The sequence below is a fragment of the Ruegeria sp. HKCCD7221 genome (assembly GCF_013031225.1).
Classification (GTDB): domain Bacteria; phylum Pseudomonadota; class Alphaproteobacteria; order Rhodobacterales; family Rhodobacteraceae; genus Ruegeria.
In genome coordinates, this window is sequence record NZ_WPZE01000001.1 from 735,905 (window position 1) to 755,713 (window position 19,809).

Sequence of the window (19,809 nt, forward strand, 5' to 3'; positions counted from 1 at the left end):
AAAATGTGTTGCAAACTCTCGTCCGGTCCCAAAGCGGATGTTCTTATGATCTGAAGCGAATGACCGCTTCGAGCCCAAAGCGGCCTATTGTGATCCATCGCGTGCCGGATCGATACGGTGGCAGAGACCATTGTATGACCTCAGCCTTATCCCTTTTTGGAAGGCGGGTTTTCTCCACCTTTCGACGCCCAATTTGGACCAACAATGCTAAGAGCTTTGGGGGGGCGGAAGCTGTGGGACGAGTTGTTCCATTGGTGGCGACATAAGAAACAACAGGTACGCCTTATGAGGTTGCGCTGCGGACGACGCCTATTTTTCAACAATTCCCACAGCGAGACCTTCCGTGAAGCTCAGAGCTACTCTGTCTCCCGGGCTAAGCTGTTCAACAAACTCACGACCAACATCCGTTTCAACCTCGATCATTTGTTCCGTGCCGCTGCTGTCCGTCACAGTGGCGATTGAGCTCGCGGCGTCGAAGGAAACAAAAGTCAGAATTAACGTAACCATCGTTCCGGCAGCCACGCCCGGTGTTGATCCCTCTGCAACCTGGGCTTCCAATTCAACCATACTGTCAACCTCGCCGGGGAACGCCATGCTTGCAGCTACCCCCAGTGTGTAAACCGCTTTGACTGTGTCGCCTTCTTCAATTTGGTCGAAGTTTACGACTTCCGGTCCCGCAACAATGGTCTCTTCTTCGCCCGTCTCTGAGTTTTGCAGCACGATAAGGCGAGTGTCCGGATCGACCGACTTAACTGTCGCATCGGCTTCGATGGTCACGCTGCGCTCAGCTGTTTGAGCGAAACTGAGCGCGGGCAAAATCAAGAAAAATGCGGACGCAAGAAGTTTGATTAGCATGTCTTCTCCTAATGAGATTGATGATGGAAGTCTGCAAAGTAGCACACAGTTTCGCAGGATAGCCAAACGTTGCCACACCGCTTCGCAGTTTCAAAGATGTTTGTCAGTCAGCATCAGCAAGGACCGAAGTTCTCGAGCATCAGATTTCCACCAGAGCGCACACGTAATCTTGAGTGCTTGGGCGGACAACGCTTCAGGTTTCGGTCTCTTGCTTGCCATTCTTGGTCCTCCGTTTCCTAAATATAGCAGTGGACCAATTCAGTTGGGGAAGCTCATACAAGGCTGACCGAACCGAGCCCTTTTCAGACTTTGGGTCAGGCGCAGCATCCGTTTCGAAGGCGGGTATCAGCTATTCGCTTCATCTGAATAAGCAATACTCTTACCGGCTTTCACTTCGCTAAAATAAAGTAATCGGCTTCACTGATGCGACATAATACGCATGCTAAAATCCTACGCAGAGAATGTTGGTTCATGAGAGGTGCGCGGTTTTTTTGCGCACGGTGAAGGATTTGAAACATGGAGCTTCTGGCGTTGAAACCACTGGCCTTGGCCGTCTTGGCGGCAGTGGGGTATGGCGTTGCAACCATCGGAATGAAACTGGCCTCAGCCGAATGGACGGCGGTGGCGCTCGCTCTGATCATTCTGGGTTTTCTTGCCGCCACCCAGTCCGAGGTGGTGCTGATGCGCACAGTTCCACTTTCCGAGCTGTATCTAATAATAATTGCGCTCGAGACGCTGATCGTACTGACCTACGCCTACAGTATCGGCGAAGGCCTAGAGCCGCGCGATTGGACAGGCGGCGCGCTCATATTTGCGGGGCTCGCGATCGTCTCGCACTGACCGGACATGGGGTGGCCGGCGCGATACGCTACGCTCGGGCCAACGATGACTTGTTTGCCCAATGGGGCCGGGAGCAATTTCTAAGTGTTCTGACGGCAACGGCGGGTATGTCCCGCAGAACGGACGTTCAGCCTAAAATCAGGGATGTCGGCTTTGCCTTTTTTCCTTAATGGTCGCTATCGGTGCGGAATTAACCAATTTCCCAAAAAGCCTTGTGCAAAGAAAATAGATGCTAGCCCGCACGGGCGAGGCTTATGCCCCGCCCTTTGCTAGGTTGTCCCGTTTCCAAAGAGGCTGCAGGTTGCTGTAGTGGCAAAGTTTGATGAGGTGCTCCAGTGACTGGGCAGCCGAGAGAGGGGTGATATGGTCCACCTCCCATTGACCATATCGATCCCATGTCATGCCGGCTGAGAACCGAACCTCTATGTGCCGCGTTAGTGTATCCTTAGAACAGCCAACCGAATTGGATGGTCTCGCCCGACCCATCAGCACTTGCCCTGACCGGTTTAGTACCGACCGAAACATACGGTAAGAAGGATCGTTTGCTCGACACTGTCGATCCCGTTCGACCGTTTTCTCAGCGTTGCACTGAACGCACTGGCGATTGCTGGCGTAGCGCTCTGCCATGTGCCCATACTTGCACGGACGCCCTGTCCAGAAACGCGAAAGGCCGCGCAGTGCGGCCTCTTTACGAGTTGGGAACAACTGTTCCCCAGCTATGTCAAACGGCATTATGCTGCTGCCGCCACTTGACGCCCCTCCAACCGGGCAAGCAACTCATTCTGCCTATGCCCTTTGGCACAAACCTGTCCACTATTGACCTGACCCGATAGCAGCCAGTTCAGCAATAGGTTCCGCATTCTCTGAGAAGGCATGTAGAGTGTTACTCGACGCCTTTGTGTGAAGGCGTGTCCCGTACCGTTTAGGCCACCGACACGTATTGCAGACCTGAACAGCCACTGCACCAGTTCGGTCAACGCATAGGCGTCAGAGAACCTTCGAGCTTCGTCGCTGTTGCGCTTCATACCAAGGAATGTGAGCAGTTGTGGGTTGGGGTTTTGGTCATATAGGTACACCGCAGTTGTGCACCCGATATGGTCATTGGTCCCACGTGTGGTGTTGGGTACGAAGCTAACACCGTCTGTGGTCCACACTGTATCAAAGACCTCTGTGTCCTTGTTGTACACCTCTTCTTTTAAGGCGCGACCAAACAACCGTGTGTGCGTTGCTAGCCTTCCTGCCTTTGGCTTTTGTCCGGTCTCAGCGTCATGCCACAGGCGGCGTGCACACGTCAGCATGACCGTTTTGGGGTCTACGCCATACAGTTCTCTTGCCTTGAACTTGCGTAGCTTGTGACCAATCGAGGAGCACTGCGGGTGCGTTTTGATCGTCTTTAGCTGAGCGCAATGTGTCCACTTTTGGTTCTTTAGTTCCGGTATGGGTAATACCGTCAGCGCGTTAGCAACATCTTCTCTCCACGCTGCCTCGACTTCCTTGTCTAGACGCTGCACATCCAAAGTGAATGAGCCGGGATGCTCTTTCTGCAGTTTTTGCAGGTACTGCAGCAGCACCGATCCTTCCGAAAGATACGTGTAAATCGTCACGGACTTGGGCTTGAGCAAGAGTTCTTTGGGAATGGCGAGGACGAACAGCTTCTCGCTTATGCGATACAGTGCTCCCGACTTGGCTTTGTCATAGAGGGATCGGTCAAATGTCTTGTTCCCTTTGCGGTATAGTTCATCCCACATTTCCGTTGGAACAATTCGTCCGTCAGGCTCCTCTTTTGCCATACCAAGGCCTAGGTAGGCTGTGTCAAAGTCAACCTTTCGGACTGTCTGGTCCACCTCAAAGGGGTTTACGACCTCGTCGATGATGAGGTTGTATCCACTAAGTAAGTGATCGACTTCGATGGTTGGTTTGCCGTCGCTGTCGAACTCAGTACATCTCGCAACGCCGGTATTCTGGGTTGCTAAAGTTCCAAGTCGATAGAAAAGTGCGTGAGTACAAGCAATTGACTTACCCGCTCGGATCAACTTCTCGCAATGATCGCTTTTGCTACCGCCATTGCAAATAGGCTGTGTGAGGATGAAATCGGAACCTGTTCGGGCACCTTTAATGAACCGGTCTACTTCGCTCAGGTAAGGGACAACGGCGACATATTTTTCCGACTTTTTGAAGCTGCGGTTGATTTCTGTGGATTTGCCATAGCCACAAGGCATGTCGACGATACGAATATGGGACATGAAAGTCTCCTGTGTTTGGTCCATTGGACCATTTTGGGGAATGCGCTCTGGTGGATGCCGAGCAAATGGAATTGCCCCATTGGGGCGACTGGGAAAAATCCCGGTGAACGCGCAATGGCTAAACTAGAGGGATCAATAGCCCTCTATTCAGTACCTTTGCTTACAGGTCGGCGTGATTTAGTGTTTATTTAATTAGGCTTAGTTGCCTCTTACTCCACTCGCATTGGAGTGAAGGAAGGCGAAGTTGTCTAAGTGACCCGATCAACACTGACCAAGCGAAACCTGTATGCTCAACTGAGGGAGGGGCTTTGCTCAAATGAGGGAGTGGTAACGCTTGTTAGTTCACAAGACGGAGGGTTAGCGCCGGTGTGTTCACAAAAGGAAGGGTTAAAGCCATTTCCAAATGTGTGCGGGACAGAAAGCCAGCCACGGGACAGCCAAAAGGCTAGGGGAGCAGTGTTGTCGCTTGATAGGGAGTAGGGTGGTCAAAAACTGACGCATCGAGAGACTACGACCACCCTGAACAGCATCACGCCGATTTAAGCATGTTCGACGGCTGCCAACTTTGCCACGATGTCATCGGTCTGCAGGTGGGTGTAACGCATCAGCATCCGCAAATCTCGATGTCCGCTGATCATTTGGACCTACGCCAACGATAACCCGCTTTCCACAAAGCGGGATACGGCCTCGTGCCGAATATCATGAAATGTAAGGTCAACCACACCTGCACGTTGTCTGAGGCGTTCAAAGGCCAATCGCACAGAGTTACCAGACAGGGGGAAACACCGTTCGTCACCGCGTGGCAGGTCCATCAACACGGCAACGGCATTTGGGCTGAGAGGAACAGTACGGGCGCGACCGTTTTTGGTTTGGGGCAAGAACACCGTCCGGCGCTCAAGGTCTACGTGCTTCCATTGCATTGACAGCAATTCCCCACGTCGCATCCCGGTCGCCAAGGCCAGTGTCAACAACGGTCTCATCAGCGGAGACCGAGCTTGGTTCACGGCACCCAACAAAGCCTGCCATTCTCCTTGTTGCAATCGTCTCTCGCGGCGGTTGTCGATCTTGGGTCGCCGGACAGGCTTGACCGGGTTCCCCTGTGGCAGGTTCTGCCCCCAATCCTCACAGGCGACATCAAGGGCGTGTTGCAACCAACCTAGTTCCCTCACCACAGTCGCCGCCTTCATGGATTTAATGCGATGGTCACGATAGTGGACAAAGTCAGCGGATCGCAGCTTGCTGACCCTCATACTGGCCAGCTTGCGACATTTCCTCAAGAACCCATTGATTGCATAGCTTTCGTTGTTCGCGCACCGTTTTGCGCTCGTCACGTTGTTCTGGTACTTCCGAAGCACATCTCCCAAAGTCATCACTGACGCATTGGCAGCAGAGTTTGAGGTCAGCAATCCTCTGTCAGCGCTCAACTCTGTTTCACGTGCCCACTTGGTCGCATCAGCACGCTTTAGAAAGGACTTAGATCGGGATCGTCCGTCCTTTCGCACCGTCGCCTGCCACTTTCCGCTAGGCCGCTTTACGATTGTTGCCATGGTCAATATCTCCTGTGTTGGAGACATCTTTTCAATGTAGGTGCAGCGGAGGTGCAGCGGACACAACTTCACACGCAGCACTGCAAGAGGTGCTAGTCGCGTAAGACCTTGATAAATCGTGAGGAAGATGGTGGGTGATAAGAGATTTGAACTCCTGACATCTTCGATGTGAACGAAGCGCTCTACCACTGAGCTAATCACCCGTAAGGCGGCGTCTTACAGCGAGTCATTGACGTCTGCAAGAGGGGCCAAATGAGATTTGGTGTGTCGTTTGATATCCCCTGGAAGGAAAAGCCCCGAAGGTAATCTCCGGGGCTTTGGTCTTTACAGGCCAGGCAGACCGGGAAGCTTGTCGAAAACTCCACGGCGCCCGAATGTGGTTCCGCGTTCGTTGCCGAAGTTCATCCGTACCCCGACACCGATATAAGCTTCGTTCGTGTTACCCGAAACGACAGGTGAGGAGATATGCGCAACCCCAAGAATCCCGTAGACCTCGGCGTTGTCGCTGGCTGCGTAATTCGCGCCAAGTGCAAACAGATCAAAATCCAACACTCCGACAACGTCATTCACCAGATCATAGCTGGCGGTGAATTCCCATTTGTCGTTCAGGTCTGCGGTAACCGATACACCGAACATATTGCCATCAACGTCCGAAAAATCGCTCAACTGTTGACGTGCGATATAGCCTTCAACCTCAGCTGGTCCTGCGTCGAAGCCAGTTTCCAGACCGTAGAATTCCACATCAAGAGAATCGATGCTTTCCTGCCCATAAAACGCACCGAATGAGGCGTTTTTGCTAGTGTGCCAGTTTGCGTGCAGCGTCCAGTTTGTCGCGTTTTCACCCAAATCCTGAAAGCGGTAACCGCCCAGGTCCAACTGCGCGCTGAATGCACGATTGAATGCCAGCTCACCAGATCCGTTCAGGTTAAATACATCACCCAGATCGCTGTCTGTGAAAGTTCTGTAACCTAAATCCAGATAGCCACCGGTCACTTCGACTGCGTTGGCATGGTTTGCGGCAATAGTTACCGATAGTGCGCTGATGATGAATAATTTTTTCATTCTTCTGCTCCGTCTTTTTCTTATTTTCGGTAGCGTCTGATTGAGACTCTTCCGGTGGGCGCTGCTCTAGTCACCTAGGTCTGGAATGTGTACTGAGTCGATATGAAATCGTGTCGATGTTGCAGGCCAGACACACCTATAGGGAGAATGTCGGTTAAGGACTTCGTGTCGTCGTGAAATAACAATGTGTACTGCGAAGATGGGCAGGCGCGCCGACCTGTGGGCCAAGAAATTTTTGGAATTCGGAAAAATCTTCAAAACGCCGCTTGACGATGTCCGAGCCTAGCCATAATACACCCCAACGTTCAGCAACGAACGGGCAGCGGGCGGTTGTAGCTCAGTTGGTTAGAGTACCGGCCTGTCACGCCGGGGGTCGCGGGTTCGAGCCCCGTCAACCGCGCCATCGCTGCCAACCTTGGTCCAGGGTAAAGGCCATGAAAATAAGTGCGCGGTTGTAGCTCAGTTGGTTAGAGTACCGGCCTGTCACGCCGGGGGTCGCGGGTTCGAGCCCCGTCAACCGCGCCACTTTTCCTCAAAACCTGCCTTTTTTCCGAGCGAAATTCGCCGAGTATCGGCAGTACGTCAGTATGTGTCAGCAGGGATGGGCGATATTCCGTCGGTTCACACTTTGTTCTAATTTTTCTGTTGGAGACTCAGTGCGGCTCGCCTATTTCTAGGACACTTGTGTGTTGGGGGCCGAATATGGCTGAGCTGAAGAATATCGAGGTGCGCGGCGCGCGTGAACATAACCTCAAAAGTATTGATGTGGATATCCCTCGGGATCAGCTTGTGGTGATCACCGGGCTATCCGGTTCGGGCAAGTCATCCTTGGCGTTCGACACCATCTACGCCGAAGGCCAACGGCGCTATGTGGAAAGCCTTTCTGCCTATGCCCGTCAGTTTTTAGACATGATGGAAAAGCCGGATGTGGATCACATCAGCGGTCTTTCCCCGGCGATTTCCATCGAGCAGAAGACGACCTCCAAGAATCCGCGTTCGACCGTGGGAACGGTGACCGAAATTTACGACTACATGCGCCTTCTGTTCGCGCGTGCTGGAACGCCGTACAGCCCCGCAACGGGCTTACCAATCGAAGCGCAGCAGGTTCAGGATATGGTCGACCGTATCATGTCCATGGATGAGGGCACGCGCGGATACCTTCTTGCTCCGATCGTACGAGACCGGAAAGGCGAATATAAGAAAGAGTTCCTTGAACTTCGTAAACAGGGCTTTCAGCGCGTCAAAGTAGACGGAGAGTTCTACGAACTGGATGAGCCGCCGACTTTGGATAAGAAGTTTCGGCATGACATTGACGTGGTTGTTGACCGCCTTGTCGTGCGGGAAGGAATGGAAACGCGGCTTGCAGACAGCTTGCGCACTGCGCTGGATTTGGCAGACGGGATTGCGATCTTGGAAACTGCTCCGCGTGAGGGCGACCCCGAGCGCATCACCTTTAGCGAAAACTTTGCCTGCCCGGTCAGTGGGTTCACCATCCCCGAGATCGAACCCCGTCTGTTTTCCTTCAACGCGCCTTTCGGTGCATGTCCGGATTGCGACGGGCTGGGTGTTGAACTGTTCTTTGACGAACGCCTTGTGGTGCCGGACCAAACGCTCAAGCTGTATGACGGGGCGCTGGCCCCGTGGCGCAAAGGGAAATCCCCGTACTTTCTGCAGACGATCGAAGCCATCGCGCGGCATTATGAGTTCGACAAGAATACCCAGTGGAAAGACTTGCCCAAGAACGTCCAGCAGGTGTTCTTGCGGGGCTCGGGCGATGAGGAAATCCAGTTCCGCTATGATGAGGGTGGGCGCGTCTATCAGGTGACACGCAGCTTTGAAGGCGTGATCCCGAACATGGAGCGTCGCTATCGTGAAACCGACAGCGCATGGATCCGCGAAGAATTCGAGAGGTATCAGAACAACCGGCCGTGCGGGACCTGCGAAGGCTACCGTCTGCGGCCCGAAGCTCTGGCGGTTAAGATCGCGGGCCTGCATGTAGGGCAGGTGGTTCAGATGTCGATCCGTGAGGCCCTGGCGTGGGTCGAGGATGCTCCAAACCACCTGAGCGTTCAGAAGAATGAGATCGCGCGGGCCATTCTAAAGGAAATTCGCGAACGCCTTGGGTTTCTGAATAACGTGGGATTGGAATACCTTACGCTGTCGCGCTCAAGTGGAACGCTTTCGGGTGGGGAAAGTCAGCGCATTCGCTTGGCCAGCCAGATCGGGTCGGGTCTGACTGGGGTGCTTTATGTCTTGGATGAACCCTCAATTGGCTTGCATCAACGCGACAATGATCGGCTGCTCGGAACTTTGAAAAACCTTCGGGATCAAGGCAACACCGTCATTGTTGTCGAGCATGATGAAGAAGCCATACGTGAGGCTGATTATGTATTCGACATCGGCCCCGGCGCCGGTGTGCATGGTGGACAGGTCGTGAGCCAGGGTACGCCGTCTGAAATTGCGGCAGATGCGGCCTCGATGACGGGGCAGTATCTGGCCGGAACGCGGGAAATCTCGGTTCCCGCAAAGCGCCGCAAGGGCAACAAGAAGAAAGTCACCGTTGTCAAAGCTACCGGAAACAATCTCAAGAATGTCACGGCGGAATTTCCATTAGGCAAGTTCGTTTGCGTGACAGGGGTCTCTGGCGGCGGTAAATCCACTCTGACAATTGAGACATTGTTCAAAACGGCCTCGATGCGCCTGAACGGGGCGCGGCAAACACCAGCGCCCTGTGAGACGATCAAAGGGTTGGAGCATCTGGACAAGGTTATCGACATCGACCAGCGGCCTATTGGCCGAACTCCGCGTTCGAATCCAGCGACTTATACTGGGGCGTTCACACCGATCCGTGATTGGTTTGCCGGTCTGCCAGAAGCAAAGGCACGCGGCTATAAACCCGGTCGCTTCAGCTTTAACGTCAAGGGTGGCCGGTGTGAGGCATGTCAGGGCGATGGCGTCATCAAGATTGAGATGCACTTTCTGCCCGATGTCTATGTCACCTGCGAAACCTGCAAAGGCGCGCGCTACAACCGCGAGACGCTTGAGATTAAATTCAAGGGTAAGTCCATCGCAGATGTCCTTGATATGACAGTAGAAGATGCGCAAGAGTTCTTTAAGGCCGTGCCCTCGATCCGCGACAAGATGGATGCGCTGGCCCGCGTCGGACTGGGCTATATCAAGGTCGGCCAACAGGCAACGACACTATCTGGCGGCGAAGCGCAGCGGGTAAAACTGTCAAAAGAGTTGTCGAAACGCTCAACCGGTCGGACGCTTTATATTCTGGACGAACCGACGACGGGCCTGCACTTCGAAGACGTGCGCAAGCTGCTCGAAGTGCTTCATGAGCTGGTCGAGCAGGGTAATACAGTTGTCGTCATCGAACATAATCTGGATGTCGTGAAAACGGCGGATCACATCATTGATATTGGCCCCGAAGGCGGTGACGGGGGAGGTGAAATCGTTGCCACAGGAACGCCAGAAGACGTCGCCGATGTGGCGCGCAGCCACACAGGGAGGTATTTGAAACAGATGCTGGATGGCGCACGCGTCGCGGCAGAGTGATGGTGGTGATAACCGACGGTCAGTACAGAATGTCCGCCACCGCCCCGATCAGGTTCAGAACCTTTCGCGTTTCCGGATCAACGCGGTAAACGTAGTCTCCGGCGCGGATATACGATCCGCCACGGGTCAGGCCATAGCGGTACGGATCATTAATCCAACGGTAGTCGCGATCAATGTAGTCACCTGTTCGGTAGTATTTTTTCGCTTGCCCGGGCGGCACACACGGCACGGCTTTCTTCGCAAGCCCCGGAGGGCAATGGCCTGCTTTGCCCTTTGCAAGCACCACCGGGGAATTCGGGACGCGAAATACTTTGTCGTTTGCCCGATTGTTGTCATTGGCCGCGAATACAGCCGTTGAGCTGCACGCGATAGCCGATGTCAGGAAAAGAACCTTAAAATGCCGCAGCATCTGTGTCACCTATGCTCGATTTCTCTGTCACATAGTTGGCCCTTGGCAACTTTCAGGTCAACCCGATGGGCAATAAGCTGCCAAGGTGATACGTTATTCCCGCCCCCGCTTTTCGAAGCGAGGCAGCATGGCCGAGAAATCCTTGCCCAAACCATCTTCGACCTCAACAAAACGCTCGTACAGTGAAGTTGCGGCTTGTCCCATTGGCGTGTCAGCATCCGAACTTTCGGCGGCCTGTTGGCTAAGGCGCAAATCTTTCAACATAAGCTCTGCCGCGAAGCCGGGTTGGTAGTCATTGTCTGCAGGGCTAGCCGGGCCTACACCCGGAGCAGGACAATAGGCGTTCATTGTCCAGCTATAACCGGACGAGGTGCTGACCACGTCGAACATCTTTTGTCGGTCCAGCCCCAGCTTGTCAGCTAGGGCGAATGCTTCGCATGTTGCGATCATGGTAACGCCAAGGATCATGTTGTTGCAGATCTTCGCTGCTTGCCCGGCCCCGGATTCGCCGCAATGGACTGCTTTTTGGCCCATGATTTCAAACAATGGCGCTGCCTTTGCAAAGGCTGCATCGCTGCCGCCCGCCATGAACGTCAAGGTTCCTGCAGCGGCCCCGCCAATACCGCCCGAGACCGGGGCGTCAACGGCCAATATTCCGGCCTTGGCAGCCTGTGATGCGACGGCGCGGGCGCTGTCTACGTCGACGGTTGAACAATCAATCCAAACCGATCCTTCGGACATGGATGGAATGATGTCTTCGGCGACGGCACGCAGGATTTGACCGTTGGGCAGCATCGTAATCACGATTTCAGCGCCCGAAGCCGCGTCCGCGCTGGAACTGGCCATCTCGACACCCGGAACGCTTGCATTCGCGGTATCGAACCCGGTTACGGCATGACCAGCTTTCGCCAAATTGGCCGCCATCGGATTTCCCATATTCCCAAGACCAATAAATCCGATTTTCATCCGTTACTCCTCTTCGAATGTCAGGGTGTCCGCACCGAGCGGCCGAAGCATGTTCGATACCTCCACAGCCGGAACAATTTGATCCTTATGGCGCCAGCGCGGCTTGCGGTCTTTATCGATGATCTGGGCGCGAATACCTTCCAGAAAATCACCGCTCTCCATTGCGCGGAAGGTAAAGCGATATTCATGCTCCAATGCTTTGCGGATCGACAGGTTTGAACTGCGCAAACGGTGAAGCATTTCAATGGTACAGGCCATCGACAAGGGTGAACTACGTTGCATCATCTTCATGGCGCTTGCTGAAAACTCATCCTCTGAATGATGCAGAGTGTTCAGAATATCGGCCAGGCCTTCCCCCCCGAAGCCAGTGTCGATCTCAGCTTGAGCGATGGTCAAGCTACTGTCCGGTGGTGTCTGCGCATGGTTGGCAAGATGGTTAACGTCGCCGGATGCTTCCAAAAGCTGGATGATATCGGGCCATTGGGACGAGGGTATGAAAGTATCCGCGAACCCTGCATAAATTGCGTCGCCGGGCCCCATGCGGTAGCCGGTCGTTCCCAGATATTCGCCCAGACGACCCGGTGCCAACGCCAACATAAGCGAGCTTCCAACGTCAGGGATCAGACCGATGCCGCATTCAGGCAACGCGATCTGGCTGGATTCGCAAACAATTCTGTGGCTGCCGTGGCATCCAATTCCGACCCCGCCACCCATCGTGAAACCTTGTAGAAAGCTGACAACTGGCTTCGGGTATTCAAAGATCAGCGCGTTAAGCCGGTATTCATCCCGCCAGAACGTTCGTCCATAGTCGAAATCGCCCTTTGTGCCTGTTTCATACAGTTCGGCAATATCGCCACCTGCACAGAATGCCTTTTCCCCCACCGCATCCAAAATGACTAAATCGACGGCGTCATCCTCGCGCCAATTTCGCATCGCTGCGTCAATAGCCATGCACATGTCGTAGCTGAGCGCATTAAGCGCCTGCGGCCGGGTCAATGTAATGCGTCCAGCGCGGCCTTCGGTACGGATTTCGATGTCTGACATTCGGACCTCAGCGTTGGGCCAGCATTTGGCGCGAAACGATGACGCGCATGATCTCGTTTGTGCCTTCCAGAATCTGATGGACACGCAGGTCGCGGACAAGCTTTTCGATCCCGTAGTCAGCAAGATAGCCATAACCGCCATGAAGCTGCAGACATTGGTCCACGACTTTTGACCCGGTTTCTGTCACGAATTTCTTCGCCATGGCGCAGAATTTTGTCGCGTCGGGCGCGCCTTGGTCCAGCTTCCACGCGGCCTGACGCAGGAAGGTGCGGGCGGCTTGCAGTTCAATCTCCATATCGGCAAGACGGAACTGTAGGGCCTGAAACTGATCAATAGATTGCCCAAAGGCTTTGCGCTCGGACATATATTGCAAGGTCATGTTCAACCCGGTTTGCGCTGCGCCCAGAGAACACGAGGCAATGTTCAGGCGCCCGCCATCCAGCCCCATCATGGCATATTTGAACCCGTCACCTTCGGCACCGACAAGGTTCCCAGCTGGAATCTTGCAATCGTCAAACTGAACCTGCGCGGTGGGTTGGCTTTTCCATCCCATCTTTTGTTCCAGCGCACCAAAGCTAAGGCCGGGCGTTCCGTCTTCGACGTAAACGGTCGAAATGCCCTTTGGTCCGTCTTCGCCCGTGCGAACCATGCAAACATAAGCATCGGAATAGCCACCGCCCGAGATGAAAGCTTTGGTTCCGTTCAGAGTGTAGCCTTCGTTCGTACGCGCCGCCCGTGTCTTGAGCGCCGCGGCGTCCGAGCCCGAACCCGGTTCTGTCAGGCAATAGCTGAGTACGGTGTTCAGGCTTAGAACCTCTGGCATGATGCGCGACTTCAACTCATCGCTGGCAAAGCTGTCCAGCATCTTGGCGCACATGTTGTGGATCGACAAAAAGGCCGCGACTGAGGGGCAGGCCATGGACAGTGCTTCGAACACCAAGGTGGCGTCCAATCGGCTGAGGCCCGATCCACCACCGTCTTCTGAAACATATAGCGCTCCGAACCCCAGTTCGCCGATCCGGGGCCACAGGTCCTTGGGGATCGTTCCGTCGGCCTCCCACTGGCGCGCGTAAGGGGCGATGTTTTCCTGGCCAAAATCATAGGCCATATCGAAGATCGCTGTTTGCTCTTCGGTCATTGCGAAATCCATGGCTTGCCTCCCACGCCGTCGGATGAATTGAACAAGTGTTTATTTCCGAATTCTTACAGAAATTTTTCATGGTCAGCAATTCCCCAGCACGGTACCGGCGGTTCGGGATTAAGCCGCCGAATTCCTAGTCAGAGATCCGCGTGGTATTCCTCTATCAGGTGTTTGACGACGGCCTTTCCGGGATCTTCGTCCCGGGCTGTGGCTTCTGCATAAACGCGACGTTGGCGGGTGGCCGATGTGCCGTTCTGAGCGATTTGCTGTAGGCGGGCCAGTTCGGTCATGGTCCCCAAGGCCTCGGCGTCTTCGGCAAGTAATCCCATCAACTCCCCCATGAGTTCGGGCATCGGTTTGATGGAACGATCGCCAAAATCTATCATCCCCTCACCAACGCCGTAACGCTGCGCACGCCACCGGTTTTCTCCAATGAGAAAACGGTCGTATTGACGCCACCGCAGGTTACGATCCTTTAATCGGCACAAGATACGCGTCAGGGCTTGCACCATAGCGGCCAGGGACAAGGCGTGTTCCAAGCGTGGCTGAACGTCCATTATCCGGGTCTCGAGCGTTGGAAAACGATGGGACGGTCGCAAGTCCCACCAGATTTTCGAGGTGTCTTCGATGACCCCCAACTCGACCAGTATCCCGGTCGTCCGTTCATAATCTGCCCAGCTTGCCAGCACTGGTGGAAGACCCGTGCGGGGTAGGTTATCGAAAACGGTCAGGCGATAGGACGACAGGCCGGTATCCTCGCCGTTCCAATAGGGCGAGGACGTGGACAGGGCCAAAAGGTGCGGCAGAAAATATGACAACTGAGGCATCAGGTCGGCCCGCAAAGCCGGGTCCTCGACGCCGACATGGACATGCATCCCACAGATGAGCATACGGCGCGCGACACCGCCCAGCGCGTGATGCAGGGCATCATACCTGTCTTTTCGTGTGTGATGCTGTTTCTTCCAATCCGCAAAAGGATGACAAGATACCGCAATGGGCGCCAGATTGTAGTCTGCGGCACGGCTTGCGACGCAGCTACGCAGCCGCTTTAGGTCTTCTCGGGCTGAACCGATCGTTGTGTGGGGGCGGGTGCCGACCTCAATTTGACATTGCAGGAATTCCGGGCTGACTTGCCCTTCGAAATCCGCCTGACACGCTTCCATAAGGGCTTCGGGCGCTTCGGCAAGTTCAAGACTGTCGCGGTCAACCAGCAGATATTCTTCCTCGATGCCCAGTGTGAATTCCTGCTGCATGGCGGCCCTCGTGGTTGATTATCGGACCAGTGAATACGGAATTTGGATTTTTGCCAAGTGTTTACCCGCGCGGTGCTTGCGGACTGCCTGTCTCCAAATGTAAGGACAGGATCAAATGAAATCCAAACCCGGAGTCTTCGATTGAAACCCAGGAAATTCCCTCGGCTGAATACGGTGCTTGACCAGTTTGGAGTAAAACTGATCGACAAGGTGACAGAGCGCGAGGAGCGCGCCCGTCTTGAGGCGTTTGAACGGGCAGGGGGGCTGATCCGCCCGGCCTATGCGCTTTCTCCTGGGATGGATAGGTTCGACATCACGCAGTTGGCCGACGAATATCGCCAGCACGCAGCCGCACTGGATGCCTTGAAAGACCCCGCGCGCAATCAAACCGGGTATCGCGTTGGAAACGGGTATTACGACAGCCCCGACGCAGACGCGCTGTATCTCATGATCCGCAGGTTTCAGCCCAAACGGGTGATCGAGGTCGGCTGCGGAAATTCGACACGCGTTACACGTCAGGCGATCATTGACGCAGGGCTGGACACGCAGATAACCGCGATCGACCCGTTTCCGCGTGCAGACATCGCGCACGTGGTGGATCAGTTCGAGCAAAAACGGCTGGAAGATGTCGATCCATCGGTATTCGATCAGCTTGAATCCGGTGACGTTTTGTTCATCGACTCCAGCCATGTTGTCCGTATGAGCAACGACGTCGCGCATTTGTTCTGTCGGATCATTCCGAACCTGAAACCCGGCGTCGTCATCCACGTGCACGACGTTTTTCTGCCTTACGAATATCCCAAGCGTTTCTTCTATGATTGTCCGGGTTGGGGCGAGCAGTATATGCTGCACGCCCTGTTGCAATCTGACGCCTTTTCAATGCTTTGGCCGGGATATTACCTGCAACAGGATCGTCTGGATGCGGTGGAAGCCCTGCCTTTCCTAAAGGACGGTCGGGCGCAAAGTATCTGGGTGCAGATAAAAGAAAATTGACCTCATTGTGATCCGGCTTCCGCAAAGGTGCGTACCCCTTTCCACACAACGCTGGAGAGGAGTTAACAGCCATGTTCCGCCGCACATTCATGGGCGCAGCCGCCGCAATCGCACTGACACTGCCAGTAAAGGCTCAGGCCGCTGACATCGTGGACACCGCAGTTTCTGCCGGGTCATTCAATACGCTGGTCGCAGCCGTTCAGGCCGCCGGTCTCGTCGACACGCTGAAAGGGAACGGACCTTACACAGTTTTCGCGCCGACCGACGAAGCGTTTGCCGCTCTGCCCGAAGGCACCGTGGAAACTTTGCTGCTGCCTGAAAACAAGGATCAACTTGTCGAGATTCTGACTTACCATGTTGTTCCCGCCAAGGTGATGTCGGGTGATATTGCCGGGAAGCGCGCCAAGGTTCTGACCGTTCAGGGCGATCGTTTGAGCGTGAATGCCAAGAACGGCGTCAAAGTGAATGGTGCAGAGGTCGTACAAGCCGACATCGAAGCAAGCAACGGCGTCATTCATGTTGTGGACGCGGTGATCCTGCCTGAGTAATCACTCATCAGAAAAAAAGCCCCGGTCCTTGTGACCGGGGCTTTGTTGTCAGATCAGTCGAACTTGGGTTCCGACTTTAACCAGAGGATACAACTCCTCAACATGCTGGTTATACAGACCGATACACCCAGACGAACTTTGGCGTCCGATCTTACGCGTGTCGTGTGTTCCGTGAACCAGATACGCCGGCCAGCCCAAATACATCGCGCGGGTGCCCAATGGATTACCGGGGTCTCCGCCCTCCATTCTAACGGGCAACGAGGGATCGCGTTCGCGCATTGACGCGGTTGGTGTCCAACTTGGGTTTTCTCGCTTGCGTACCACTTCGGTATATCCGCGCTTGGTCAGTTCTTCGCTCATGGGAACGGAACTTGGGTACAGTTTATAGGTTCCATCCGGACCCCAGTAGTGGACCGCGCGGCTGGTAATATCGGCCAGCAGACACCCAACCCCCAACTGGTCAAAGTGATCCTGCCAGTTCTGTTGCGAGAACGAGGATACATTGCGGCGTACAGGCAACTGTGTGCTGATCGCATCTTCTGTTTGCGGGAATGCATCCGTGCTTTGCGCGCGCACCAAAGCAGGTGTTGCCAGCAAGGACGCTGCACCCAACAAAGCTGTGCGGCGGGTCATACGGGGGTTTGACAATGTTGCCTCCGGATCAGGAACTGCTCGAACAAATCTGAGGTAAAATATTGCTGCCGGCACGGATTTGCCAGTGGTGTCAGTTTGAACTTATCGTGAGTTCGCCAAAAACTTGGATTTCGGCAGAGCTTTGCCGAAAAAACCCGGCCAATACAGGCCGGGTTTGGTGTTCATGGGGGACGCTTTCAATCAGTCCATGGCTTTGAAGTTAAACTCGCCACCTTCCTTGATGCCCGAGGGCCAGCGGGCCGTAACGGTCTTGGTGCGGGTATAGAACTTAAAGCTGTCAGGGCCGTGCTGGTTCAGGTCACCGAACATGGACTTCTTCCAGCCGCCAAAGGTGTGATAGGCCAGCGGAACAGGGATCGGTACATTGACGCCGACCATGCCGATATTCACGCGGCTTGAAAAGTCGCGTGCGGTGTCACCATCACGGGTAAAGATCGCGGTGCCGTTGCCGTATTCATGGTCCATCGCCAACTTCAGCGCTTCCTCATAAGAACCGGCGCGGACGGTGGACAGGACAGGACCGAAGATCTCCTGCTTGTAGATATCCATCTCAGGCGTCACGTGGTCGAACAGGTGAGGACCGACAAAGAAACCGTCCTCATAGCCTTGCAGGCTGAAATCGCGGTTATCGACGACCAGTTTTGCACCCTGTTCCACGCCCGAGTTGATCAGACCCAAAATGCGTTCTTTCGCGGCGGCTGTAACAACGGGGCCCATGTCCACGTCATCACCTGCAGTATAGGGGCCAACTTTGAGTTTTTCGATGCGCGGGATCAGCTTTTCGATCAACGCGTCGGCTGCTTCTTCCCCTACAGGAACCGCAACCGAAATCGCCATGCAGCGTTCGCCCGCAGCGCCAAATCCCGCACCGACCAGCGCATCGGCGGCCTGGTCCATGTCTGCATCCGGCATCACGATCATGTGGTTCTTGGCACCGCCAAAGCACTGAGCACGTTTGCCGTTCGCCGTGGCGCGGGAATAGATGTACTGTGCAATCGGGGTCGAGCCCACGAAAGACACGCCCTGAATAATTTCGCTGTCCAGCAGGGTATCGACGGCCTCTTTATCGCCATTCACGACCTGAAAGACGCCTTTGGGCAGACCTGCCTCGATGAACAGTTCGGCCAGCATCAGCGGAACCGAGGGGTCACGTTCGGACGGTTTCAAAACGACCGCGTTACCACAGGCCAAAGCAGGGCCCACATGCCATAGAGGCATCATCGCCGGGAAGTTGAACGGCATGATCGAGGCCACAACACCCAACGGTTGACGCATCGAATACATGTCGATGCCCGGACCCGCGCTGTCCGTGAACTCACCCTTCAACATCTGAGGCGCGCCGATGCAGTACTCAATCACTTCCAGCCCGCGTTGAAGGTCACCCTTGGCGTCCGGGATGGTTTTGCCGTGTTCACGGCTGAGTGCCTCGGCCAGTTTATCCATGTCGCGGTTCATCAAGTGAACCATTGCCATCATAACACGCGCGCGCTTCTGAGGGTTTGTCGCGCCCCAAGCAGGTTGTGCAGCCGCCGCACTTTCGATCGCAGCGGTGGTTTCAGCAGCGCTTGCCATGGGGCATTTGTACTGAACTTCGCCTGTTGCCGGATTGAACACATCGTCGAAGCGACCAGACGTGCCAGCGACATTCTCGCCATTGATAAAGTGGGACAGTTCGGACATTTCCATTTCCTCCGATAGATTTGCGGGCAGAATAGGCTTGCATAAATCGCGTGAACAGAGGCAATCTCCCAAAGGTGCTTTGCAAAAATGCAATGGGATAAAACGTGACGCCAAACTGGGATGATATGCGTGTATTTCTTGCGGTTGCCCGCGAGGAAAGCCTTTCGGCGGCTGGACGTTTGCTCAAAATTGATCCCGCTACGGTCGGGCGCAGGATCGGGCGGCTTGAAATGTCACTGGACACACCGCTTTTTTCAAAGGCCCCGCAGGGATATTTGCTGACCACCGCCGGTGAGCGCCTTCTGGAATACGGGCTGAAGGCGGAAGAGGCCATGCGTGCTGCGTCTGGTGCGTTGGCTGGATCGTCCAAAACAATGAGCGGCCAGATTCGTATCGGGGCACCTGATGGATGCGCCAATTATCTTTTGCCGCAGGTTTGCGCAAAGATCTGCGAAGCCAATCCAGAACTGGATATTCAAATCCTGGCCTTACCGCGCGTCATAAACCTGTCACGCCGTGAAGCGGACATGGCGGTGACGGTAAGCGCGCCGACAGCGGGGAAGTTGCTGGTTCAGAAGATCACGGACTATAGGTTACATCTGGTTGCAACGCAGGATTACCTGCACGCTCACCCCACAATCAACTCAGTCGAGGCTTTGAGTGGGCACAGGCTGATCGGTTACATCCCGGACATGATCTTTGATCGCGAACTGGATTATCTGGTCGATATCGGTGTTGACCGTGTCGCGCTTGCATCGAATTCGGTTTCGGTTCAACTGAGGCAAGTCTCGCTGGGCTCAGGTATTTGCATGGCGCATGACTTTACCCTGCCGTTCCATCCATGTTTGCAGAAAATACTGACGGATCAGGTAAGTCTGACCCGAAGTTTTCACCTTGTCCGCCATCAGGGGGACCAACGAAATGAACGATTGAACCGTTTTGCGCAGGCCCTGACGCTTGGTATTCGCGAAGAAGTTGAGCGGCTTGAGGCTGAAGCTTCACCTTGACAGGTT

Annotated in this window: 16 protein-coding genes and 3 tRNA genes; 7 read left to right on the forward strand and 12 right to left on the reverse strand. The window is 54.7% G+C overall.

The genetic code is table 11. The features are described 5' to 3' along the window. Positions 1 to 309: 309 nt before the first annotated feature. Complete coding sequence (locus GOX73_RS03630; protein ID WP_010443748.1) at positions 310 to 855, reverse strand: hypothetical protein; 546 nt, start codon at positions 853 to 855, stop codon at positions 310 to 312. A 516-nt stretch (positions 856 to 1,371) separates the two neighbouring features. Here GOX73_RS03630 and GOX73_RS03635 point away from each other — a divergent pair. Then, positions 1,372 to 1,695, forward strand: coding sequence for a hypothetical protein (locus tag GOX73_RS03635; RefSeq protein WP_010443746.1), 324 nt, complete (start codon positions 1,372 to 1,374; stop codon positions 1,693 to 1,695). Positions 1,696 to 2,426: 731 nt separating this feature from the next. Here the strand turns inward: GOX73_RS03635 and GOX73_RS03640 are convergent. The 4 genes from GOX73_RS03640 to GOX73_RS03655 form a co-directional block, all read right to left on the reverse strand. Further along, the gene (locus GOX73_RS03640; RefSeq protein ID WP_170603141.1) at positions 2,427 to 3,938 is read right to left on the reverse strand and encodes a hypothetical protein; all 1,512 of its coding nucleotides are present in this window, start codon (positions 3,936 to 3,938) and stop codon (positions 2,427 to 2,429) included. A 644-nt stretch (positions 3,939 to 4,582) separates the two neighbouring features. After that, entirely contained in the window at positions 4,583 to 5,485 is a 903-nt protein-coding gene (locus GOX73_RS03645) for a site-specific integrase (RefSeq protein ID WP_217350993.1), read from the reverse strand. A 128-nt stretch (positions 5,486 to 5,613) separates the two neighbouring features. Beyond that, positions 5,614 to 5,688: transfer RNA gene (locus GOX73_RS03650), tRNA-Val, on the reverse strand. Positions 5,689 to 5,809: 121 nt separating this feature from the next. Further along, positions 5,810 to 6,547: a porin gene (locus GOX73_RS03655; RefSeq protein WP_171125225.1), complete on the reverse strand. Its 738-nt coding sequence runs from the start codon at positions 6,545 to 6,547 to the stop codon at positions 5,810 to 5,812. 326 nt (positions 6,548 to 6,873) lie between these two features. On the opposite strand from GOX73_RS03655, the gene GOX73_RS03660 reads away from it, so the two are divergent. The 3 genes from GOX73_RS03660 (at position 6,874) to uvrA (ending at position 10,108) form a co-directional block, all read left to right on the forward strand. Continuing rightward, a tRNA-Asp gene (locus GOX73_RS03660) sits at positions 6,874 to 6,950 on the forward strand. Between the two features lie 45 nt (positions 6,951 to 6,995). Beyond that, a tRNA-Asp gene (locus GOX73_RS03665) sits at positions 6,996 to 7,072 on the forward strand. 177 nt (positions 7,073 to 7,249) lie between these two features. After that, positions 7,250 to 10,108: an excinuclease ABC subunit UvrA gene (gene uvrA / locus GOX73_RS03670; protein WP_171125223.1), complete on the forward strand. Its 2,859-nt coding sequence runs from the start codon at positions 7,250 to 7,252 to the stop codon at positions 10,106 to 10,108. A 19-nt stretch (positions 10,109 to 10,127) separates the two neighbouring features. Here uvrA and GOX73_RS03675 read toward each other — a convergent pair whose 3' ends face one another. From GOX73_RS03675 to GOX73_RS03695, 5 genes are all read right to left on the reverse strand, one after another. Further along, positions 10,128 to 10,517, reverse strand: coding sequence for a hypothetical protein (locus GOX73_RS03675; protein ID WP_254429112.1), 390 nt, complete (start codon positions 10,515 to 10,517; stop codon positions 10,128 to 10,130). A gap of 93 nt (positions 10,518 to 10,610) precedes the next feature. Then, positions 10,611 to 11,483, reverse strand: coding sequence for a 3-hydroxyisobutyrate dehydrogenase (gene mmsB, locus GOX73_RS03680; RefSeq protein ID WP_171125221.1), 873 nt, complete (start codon positions 11,481 to 11,483; stop codon positions 10,611 to 10,613). A 3-nt stretch (positions 11,484 to 11,486) separates the two neighbouring features. After that, positions 11,487 to 12,527, reverse strand: a complete 1,041-nt coding sequence (locus GOX73_RS03685; RefSeq protein ID WP_171125219.1) for an enoyl-CoA hydratase/isomerase family protein — start codon at positions 12,525 to 12,527, stop codon at positions 11,487 to 11,489. A 7-nt stretch (positions 12,528 to 12,534) separates the two neighbouring features. Beyond that, entirely contained in the window at positions 12,535 to 13,677 is a 1,143-nt protein-coding gene (locus GOX73_RS03690) for an acyl-CoA dehydrogenase family protein (protein ID WP_171125217.1), read from the reverse strand. Between the two features lie 128 nt (positions 13,678 to 13,805). Continuing rightward, positions 13,806 to 14,921 carry a carboxylate-amine ligase gene (locus GOX73_RS03695; protein WP_171125215.1) on the reverse strand — a complete coding sequence of 372 codons (1,116 nt, stop codon included), beginning with the start codon at positions 14,919 to 14,921 and terminating at the stop codon, positions 13,806 to 13,808. Between the two features lie 141 nt (positions 14,922 to 15,062). Here GOX73_RS03695 and GOX73_RS03700 point away from each other — a divergent pair, with 141 nt between their 5' ends. Both GOX73_RS03700 and GOX73_RS03705 read left to right on the forward strand, forming a co-directional pair. After that, on the forward strand, positions 15,063 to 15,914 hold the full coding sequence (locus GOX73_RS03700; protein WP_171125213.1) for a class I SAM-dependent methyltransferase: 852 nt from the start codon (positions 15,063 to 15,065) through the stop codon (positions 15,912 to 15,914). A gap of 71 nt (positions 15,915 to 15,985) precedes the next feature. Then, entirely contained in the window at positions 15,986 to 16,462 is a 477-nt protein-coding gene (locus GOX73_RS03705) for a fasciclin domain-containing protein (RefSeq protein ID WP_170485513.1), read from the forward strand. A 48-nt stretch (positions 16,463 to 16,510) separates the two neighbouring features. On the opposite strand, the gene GOX73_RS03710 is transcribed toward GOX73_RS03705, so the two are convergent. Next, positions 16,511 to 17,095, reverse strand: a complete 585-nt coding sequence (locus tag GOX73_RS03710) for a L,D-transpeptidase (RefSeq protein WP_171121705.1) — start codon at positions 17,093 to 17,095, stop codon at positions 16,511 to 16,513. 201 nt (positions 17,096 to 17,296) lie between these two features. Continuing rightward, positions 17,297 to 18,796 carry a CoA-acylating methylmalonate-semialdehyde dehydrogenase gene (locus tag GOX73_RS03715; RefSeq protein ID WP_171121329.1) on the reverse strand — a complete coding sequence of 500 codons (1,500 nt, stop codon included), beginning with the start codon at positions 18,794 to 18,796 and terminating at the stop codon, positions 17,297 to 17,299. A 104-nt stretch (positions 18,797 to 18,900) separates the two neighbouring features. Here GOX73_RS03715 and GOX73_RS03720 point away from each other — a divergent pair, with 104 nt between their 5' ends. Then, positions 18,901 to 19,803, forward strand: a complete 903-nt coding sequence (locus GOX73_RS03720; RefSeq protein WP_171125211.1) for a LysR family transcriptional regulator — start codon at positions 18,901 to 18,903, stop codon at positions 19,801 to 19,803. The last annotated feature ends 6 nt before the right edge of the window (positions 19,804 to 19,809 follow it).